The sequence below is a fragment of the Protofrankia sp. CiP1_Cm_nod4 genome, assembly GCF_982290645.1.
This window is the reverse complement of record NZ_CEVIVC010000089.1, coordinates 8,485-15,437: the sequence shown is the minus strand read 5'-3', so window position 1 is coordinate 15,437 and position 6,953 is coordinate 8,485. Positions and strand designations below refer to the sequence as shown.

8 protein-coding genes are annotated in these 6,953 nt (G+C 68.3%); 4 read left to right on the top strand and 4 right to left on the bottom strand.

What is annotated here, in order from left to right:
• Positions 1-332 precede the first annotated feature (332 nt).
• From AC5LSR_RS16470 to AC5LSR_RS16460, 3 genes are all read right to left on the bottom strand, one after another.
• The gene (locus AC5LSR_RS16470; RefSeq protein ID WP_493465159.1) at positions 333-1,106 is read right to left on the bottom strand and encodes an SDR family NAD(P)-dependent oxidoreductase; all 774 of its coding nucleotides are present in this window, start codon (positions 1,104-1,106) and stop codon (positions 333-335) included.
• Between the two features lie 292 nt (positions 1,107-1,398).
• Positions 1,399-1,833: a type II toxin-antitoxin system VapC family toxin gene (locus AC5LSR_RS16465; protein WP_250285838.1), complete on the bottom strand. Its 435-nt coding sequence runs from the start codon at positions 1,831-1,833 to the stop codon at positions 1,399-1,401.
• Entirely contained in the window at positions 1,830-2,090 is a 261-nt protein-coding gene (locus tag AC5LSR_RS16460) for a type II toxin-antitoxin system Phd/YefM family antitoxin (RefSeq protein ID WP_250285837.1), read from the bottom strand. Before AC5LSR_RS16460 ends, AC5LSR_RS16465 begins: the two co-directional genes overlap by 4 nt.
• A 42-nt stretch (positions 2,091-2,132) precedes the next feature.
• Between AC5LSR_RS16460 and AC5LSR_RS16455 the strand changes: the two genes are divergently transcribed.
• The 3 genes from AC5LSR_RS16455 to AC5LSR_RS16445 all read left to right on the top strand — a co-directional run bounded on the left by AC5LSR_RS16455 (position 2,133) and on the right by AC5LSR_RS16445 (position 4,945).
• Positions 2,133-2,537, top strand: a complete 405-nt coding sequence (locus AC5LSR_RS16455) for a tyrosine-protein phosphatase (protein ID WP_445548340.1) — start codon at positions 2,133-2,135, stop codon at positions 2,535-2,537.
• Between the two features lie 17 nt (positions 2,538-2,554).
• Positions 2,555-2,977: a HipA N-terminal domain-containing protein gene (locus AC5LSR_RS16450; RefSeq protein ID WP_250285836.1), complete on the top strand. Its 423-nt coding sequence runs from the start codon at positions 2,555-2,557 to the stop codon at positions 2,975-2,977.
• A 414-nt stretch (positions 2,978-3,391) separates the two neighbouring features.
• The gene (locus tag AC5LSR_RS16445) at positions 3,392-4,945 is read left to right on the top strand and encodes a toll/interleukin-1 receptor domain-containing protein (protein ID WP_493468654.1); all 1,554 of its coding nucleotides are present in this window, start codon (positions 3,392-3,394) and stop codon (positions 4,943-4,945) included.
• On the opposite strand, the gene AC5LSR_RS16440 is transcribed toward AC5LSR_RS16445, so the two are convergent.
• Positions 4,868-5,692 carry a hypothetical protein gene (locus AC5LSR_RS16440; protein WP_493465160.1) on the bottom strand — a complete coding sequence of 275 codons (825 nt, stop codon included), beginning with the start codon at positions 5,690-5,692 and terminating at the stop codon, positions 4,868-4,870. The genes AC5LSR_RS16445 and AC5LSR_RS16440 overlap by 78 nt on opposite strands.
• 24 nt (positions 5,693-5,716) lie before the next feature.
• On the opposite strand from AC5LSR_RS16440, the gene AC5LSR_RS16435 reads away from it, so the two are divergent.
• The coding region (locus AC5LSR_RS16435) for a hypothetical protein (RefSeq protein WP_493468653.1) at positions 5,717-6,953 on the top strand (1,237 nt) is incomplete at its 3' end.

Sequence of the window (6,953 nt, the reverse complement as noted above, 5' to 3'; positions counted from 1 at the left end):
CCGTCATCGTTACAGGGTGCGGATTCTTCAACGATCTGGCCACGGAGCCGGCCGGATGACGGCACCCCGAGTACGACGAGGCAGAGCACGCCAAGACGAATGACCAGCGCCCGTCCTCCGACGGGTAGAACCAGGCTCGCGGAGGTCGGGGGCGGCCCCGCTCCAGCATGTCGCTGTTCGTGACGATCAGAAAGCTGACGCGGTAGATCACCAGTAGGTTTGTAATGATCTGCATGAATTACGGAAGCTGGATGTCGCCGGTTTCCTGGCGCAACCGCCGGGTTCCGGCCAGTGGCGCCGAGCCTGGAGCGGTGGTAACAGAACGGTGGTGACTACGTGGACGAGAAGCCGCCGTCCACGAATATCGTCTGGCCGGTGATGTAAGCGGCGGCCGGCCCGGCCAGGAAGACCGCGGCGCCGACCAGGTCCGACAGTTCGCCGTTGCGCCCCACCATCGTGCGCGCGGCCATTGCCGTCGCCCGCTCCGGATCGTCGAAGACGGACCTGGTCAACGGTGTGCGGACGAATCCGGGCGCGATCGCGTTGCAGCACACCCCGTGCCTCGACCATGCCTCCGCCTGGGACCGGGTCAGTGCCGCGACAGCCGCCTTCGAAACCCCGTACGCGCCGCTGTTGCCGAACGCCCGGACCGTCTGCTGCGATGCCAGATTGATGATCCGGCCCCATCCCCGCTCGGCCATGAGGGGGCCGTAGCGGCGACCGAGGAGGAACGGCGCGTCAAGGTTCACAGCCATCGTGAGATCCCACTCGTCGTCGGTCAGCGTGCCGAAGGGCGGCCTGATGTTCACGCCGGCGGAGGCGACGAGTATGTCCGGTTCCCCGAATGGCTCGGCGGCCAGGTCGGCCGCCCTGCTCAGTTCCGCGCGGCTGGCTACGTCACAACGGACACCTTCGGCCAGTCCGCCGGCCACGCGGAGGTCGTCCACCACGGATTCCAACGCGTCGGCGCGTCGTCCCATGGCTACGACCCGAGCGCCGGCCCGGCCGAGCGCGAGCGCGATGCCCCGGCCGATGCCGGAGGTCGCGCCGGTCACCACCGCGGTGCGCCGCCGCAGTGAGAAGAGCTCGTTCAGGAAATCCGCCATCACCGTTCCTTCACCGGCCAGTGGTCAGAGCCATCGTTCTCGATCCGGGAGCTCCGAGCCTGGGATACACCTGAGGATCAGGGCGATCTCGGACCGGGCCCTGCCGACCGCCCGCGGAGTCCCTGGGGATGGTGACCTGCAACGTATGCGTCGAGTGCGGCGCGGGCCTGGGCCTGCCGTACGGGGTCAGCCAACTCGGGGCGGCGTCGGTACGCCTCGGCTTTGACATCCTGCCAGCGCCGTCCAGTATGCATGGGCCCGTCTCCTTGTCCTCTGCCGCCCTTCTTGCCGGTTACCGGGTTTCGTTGTCGTTCCATGGGTTGATCAGTGGGATTCCCAGGTGGGCGAAATCCCGGGTGTTACGGGTGGCGAGAGCCAGGTCGTGCACCGTGGCCGTCGCGGCGAGGAACCCGTCGATGACCGGCACCGGTCTGCCGTTGCGGTCGCCGTCCGCCACGAGTATTCCCCAGGCGTCGGCTATCGGGATGTCGACGGTGAGGATGCGGTCCGCGAAACGGGGTACCAGGTCCGTGTCCAGCCAGGCGGCCAGGTGCGTCCGCCGGTTGCCGGCCGGGAGGCGTTCGATCCCCCGGCGGATCTCCGCCAGTGAGAGGACGCTGATGAACGCACGGTCTTCGTCCAGCTCGTCGATCCAGCGGACGAGGGCGGGGTCAGGGCGTGGCCGCGCCCGTTCCGACAGGACGTTGGTGTCGAGAAGGACGTTCACAGGCCGATGCCAGGGGAGGTTTCCCGTGGGCGCTGGATGAGGTCGGCCACCTCGCCGAGCGGTGATGCGGCGAGAAAGTCACCCAGGGTGCCGCGGCGGCGTGTTCTGCGTTCCCATTCCTCGATGGACACCACGACTGCTGTCCGGCGCCCGTTACGGGTAATCGTCTGGGGTCCTTCGGAGGCGGCCCGGTCGAGCATCTCACTGAAGTGTGCCTTGGCGGACGCGGCCGTCCACTGGCTCGCTGGTTCGGTCACGACGAACCTCCGGTCAAGTAGGTCAGACTAGTCATAGTAGTCATGCGGCGGGCATGCCGCCAGGCCGGGACTGTCTTGCCGGGCAGTTGCCGTGCGGGTGTTGACCGTGACCTCGGCCGGGATGGCTGTTTCAACGTTCGTGGCCCCGGCAGCCTGTCCACCCGGGGCGGCCGCCGGTTGCGCCGCGGGGCGCTCGTCCGCTCGGGCAGCCTCGGCCGGCTGAGCGCGGCCGGCTGGTCCGCGCTGTACTCGCACGGCATCCGTACGATCATCGACCTGCGCAACGACGACGAGATCGGGCCATCCGGCAGGTCTCCGCGGCGAGGAAGACGTCCACACGCGAGGCCGTTCTCGCCACGCTGGCCGCCGTCGACGTCCCCGTCTGCCTGCGTTCCGCCGGCGTCCCCGCCGATATCTGTCTTCGGTGATATCGCTGTTTACGGATAGCGGCGTAGTATTGGTCAGTGGTGATACCGCCGGGTGAGTACCAGGTGGTCGCGGCGCGGGACCTCGGCGCGGCGATCAAGCACTTCCGAACCTCCGCCGGGGTGACGCAGGTGGCTGCGGCCGAGGCGGTGGAGCGGTGGGGAGCGGGCAGCCCGGCGCTGTCGGTCGGGCTACCCATCGGGGCGGTGATCGGCCCTCGGGACATGCGGGGTCTGGACTTCTTCGAGAACATCCTGCCTGAGGGGCCGACGCTGCAACGGATGGCGGCTATGGCCGGGGTACGCCCAGCCGACACCTACGGGATCCTGAAAGCGTTCGGCCGCGACTGCGCTGGCGCGATCCAGCTGCTACCCGAGGGCGAGGAGCCGGGCGACGTCCACCACGGCCGTGGGCAACGCCGACGCGCATGCCAAGAACTTCTCGATCCTGCACGAGGCTGACGAACCGACCGTCCGCCTCGTCCCGTTGTATTCAGTGAGCATCTTCCGGAGTGGATATTCTTAAATCCCTTCCGCTGGCCGCAGTCGTTCACCGGGTTGGCGGGGTACTCCCAACCGATCGCCGATCGGCGTTTTTGATCCAGGTCTTCTTTGTGTGGGCAGGGGTGGGCCCTATCGCATTCATGGTTCTACCAGAACCTGCCGTGGCTTCTGCCGTGCACGCCGACCAGCATGCCACTCCTGTGACACCGGCCAACGCAATGATCGATGAGTGTGAGGTTCTGGCCACGCCAGCGACCGCCCCACGCGGGACGAGCCCCTGTGGATGTACCAGCCCTTGTGGGATGTACGGGTGCGTTGCGTGGCATACTCCGCAGCTATGGGTGATAGGGGGATTCGGGCGGCGGCGATCCGGTGACGGGCGGGCAGCAGGAAGAGGAACCGACGCCGCGGTGGGATTTCTTCATCTCCTACACCGGTGTCGACCGAGGCTGGGCGGAGTGGGTGGCCTGGCAGCTGGAGGCCGCCGGGCTACGGGTGCTGATCCAGGCGTGGGACTTCATTCCGGGTTCGAACTGGGCAGTGCGGATGCAGCAGGGGGTCAGCCAGGCGGACCGCACCATAGCTTTGCTGTCCGAGGCCTATCTGACGTCGATCTACGGCCAGGCGGAGTGGCAGGCCGCGCAGGCCGCGGATCCACTGGGCTTCGCCAGCAGGCTGGTCCCGATCCGGATCACGGACTGCCCCCGGCCGGGGCTACTGGGGCAGATCGTGTCGTTCGATCTGTTCGATGTGCCCGCGGCGACCGCTGCCGCCCGGCTGCTCGAGCAGGTGAGGATTCTGCGGGCAGGACGGGCGAAACCCCCTGCCGCCCCGGTTTTTCCCGGCCTCGCCGATACGCCCGGCAGTACTACCGTGCTCACGTCCCCGCCGAGGACGCCGGGAGGGAGACAGCCCGTTCCGCCGCCGGCACCTGGCCCACTCGTACGTGGGACACCGGTCCGCCGCGCGGTGCTTCACCACGGCAGCCAACTCTCCCGCGCGCTCGGCGCTCCCGGGATCCGCGCGGTGATGTGGTCGCCGAACGACCGGCTGCTGGCCGCTGGCAGCGACGACAGCACCGTGACCGTATGGGACGTGGCCAACCCCGCGACTCCGGCACGTCGCGCCACCCTCACCGACCACCGTCACGGCAGTGTGAAGGCGGTGGGGTGGTCACCGGACGGCCACCTGCTTGCCACCGGCTGCGCGGACAGCACGGTACAGCTGTGGGAGATGACGGACCCCGCGAGCCCTGCCCGCCGCGCCGCCCTCACTGACCATCGCGACTGGGTGGAGGCGTTGGCGTGGTCACCGGACAGGCATGTGCTGGCCACCGGTAACCGCGACGGTACGGTGACCTTCTGGGACGTGGCCAACCCCCTGACTCCGACACGCCGTACCACCCTCACCGACCACCGCAGCCCGGTGCGGGCGGTGGCATGGTCACCGGACGGCCACCTTCTGGCCACCGGTAACCGCGACGGCACGGTGACCGTCTGGGACGTGGTCAGCCCCCTGACTCCGGCACGCCGCGCCACCCTCACCGACCACCGCGGTCCGGTGCGGGCGGTGGCATGGTCACCGGACAGCCGCCTGCTGGCCAGCGGCAGCGCGGACAGCACGGTACAGCTGTGGGGGATGGCCGACCCCGCGAGCCCCGCCCGTCGCGCCACCCTCACCGGCCACCGCGGCTGGGTGGAGGCGGTGGCATGGTCACCGGACGGCCACCTGCTTGCCGCCGGCAGCGTGGACAGCACGGTGACCCTGTGGGAGGTGACCAGCATCGCGGCCCCCACCCGCCGCGCCACCCTCACCGACCACCGCGGTCCGGTGGAGGCGGTGGCATGGTCACCGGACAGCCACCTGCTTGCTACCGGCGGTGCCGACTGGACGGTGATTGTGTGGGAGCTGCCCGATGCCCGGTAAATGGTTGTTGCGCCGGGTGAGTGTGGTCGGGCAGACCGTGACCGTTAGGCCGGAGTGTTGGAGATCCGGCCACGCGACGCCCGGATAGCTCTCCCCACGGGCAGTGATGTCGAGATCGCCTTCGGGACGAACACGTCCGATCCGGCCACCGTGGTGGTAGCACGGGAGCGGTCCGAGATCGCGAAGGGCCGCGCCATCGGGAACGGCCACGAGCAGGCACGGGCGGCCGGGGTGGATGCCGGAGCCGCGGCGGCGGCCGAGGATCGCTGCGTGAGCTGAACGCCAGGCTGACGTCCATCTGAATTCCATCTGTTGTCCATGGGGCTGGGCGCGCGATCCGACCAGACTGCCAGTGCTGGTATGTGACCTGGCCATGTTCAGGGTGAACGTGTTCGGATCGACGATGCGGTCGGGCCGGGAGATATGGTGAGCGACGAGATAACTATCAGGCTGGGTGAGGTCGCGGGGCCGGAGCTGTACCAGCGCAATGCATTTCGGATCACCGGAGTTTCCACCGACGCCGATCGGCGGACGGTGCGGCAGCGCCAGCAGAAAATCCTCACCGCGTTGCGGGCCGGCGCTGATATCGATCTCGGTCATGATCTGCCGGTCACGGCGGAGGAGACGCGCGCTGCTTTCGAGCGTATTCTCGGCGACCCGCGCGGCCGGCTGGTCGACGAGATTTTCTGGCTGTGGGACACCCCTGATCCCACCTGTGGATGTGCCCGGGAGCTGCACAGTGACCACGATGCGGCCGTCCTGGCCCACAGCGTGGCGCTCGACCGGGAGATCTCGCCGAATGCCCTGTCCGACGAGGACGCCGACGATGCCGACGATGCCGATGCCGATGCCGACGCCGACGCCGACGCCGACGCCGACGCCGCCGACGCTGACGAACTCGAGCGGTTGTGGTCCGAGGCGCCGCGGCGGTGGGAGTCACTCCTGCGCCAGGAGGCCTTCTGGGGCCACATCCGGCATCGGATCGTCAGTCTGGACGAACGGCAGCTCGACGAGTCCGTCATCGACGTGCTCCGAGAGAAGGTACCGATCGCCCTGGTCAAGCCGCTGCTCGGGCTTGCTGCCACGGCGGACGGGGAAGACCCCGGCCGGCTGGCCGAGCAGGCTCGCCGCTGGCCCGTGCCACCGCATGTGGTCGACGACCATCTGGAGCTGGCCGCCGAGCCGCTGTATCGCATAGCGGAGGCAACGATAACCGAGGCGTCCAGACTGCTCGGCCGCGGCAGCCTGAACGATACGGCGTCGATCGTGCCGGAAGAGATCGTGTCGACAGCGTCGCTGATCGAGCGGCAGGCTGTGCCGAAACTGCGACGCCTGGAGGTCATGCTCCCCTCCGACCGGCACCGTCGGACGGCCTCCGTGCGCGACGACGCGGCAGTCGTGCTCAACAACTGTGCCATGAAGCTGGCGAGGAAGACCGGTTCCACCGCGAAGATTCAGGTGCGGGAGTGGTTCGCCCGGGCAGGCGAACTGGCCTCCGGCCCACTTACCATGCGGCTGCTGGCGGAGAACCGTCCCTGGTTCGACAAGATGGTGGAAGAACTCGAGCGCGTCAGGGAAAGAACCCTGGAGCAGGCCCTTATGGGCCACGTCAGCCGGGCCAGGAGGATGCTGGAGGAGGACAGACGACGGCTGCGTGGCATCTTCGGCGACGACGAGATCGACGGTTTGTTCGAAAAACTGGACGACATCGTACTGCAGGAGCGTAGGAACAGCATCAGTCAGAAAGCACGTACGACGCCGAGTCAGCCGTCGTCCCCGGATCACGCCAGACCACGGATGCCCTCCCCGCCTCCTGATAGCCGTGCGCCGCTCCGCCGACGCCGGCCTCGGGCCCGGACCGTCCGTCTCCTTGTGGCGGCGCTGCTCGCTACCGTTATCACGATCCTGGTTCTGCTGAGCAGGCCCAGTTCCCCGCCTGCCTCCCACCTTCCGATCGCTACCGTTGCCACCGGGTTTGCGTCGCTTTCTGGTGTGGCGGTTGATGGTT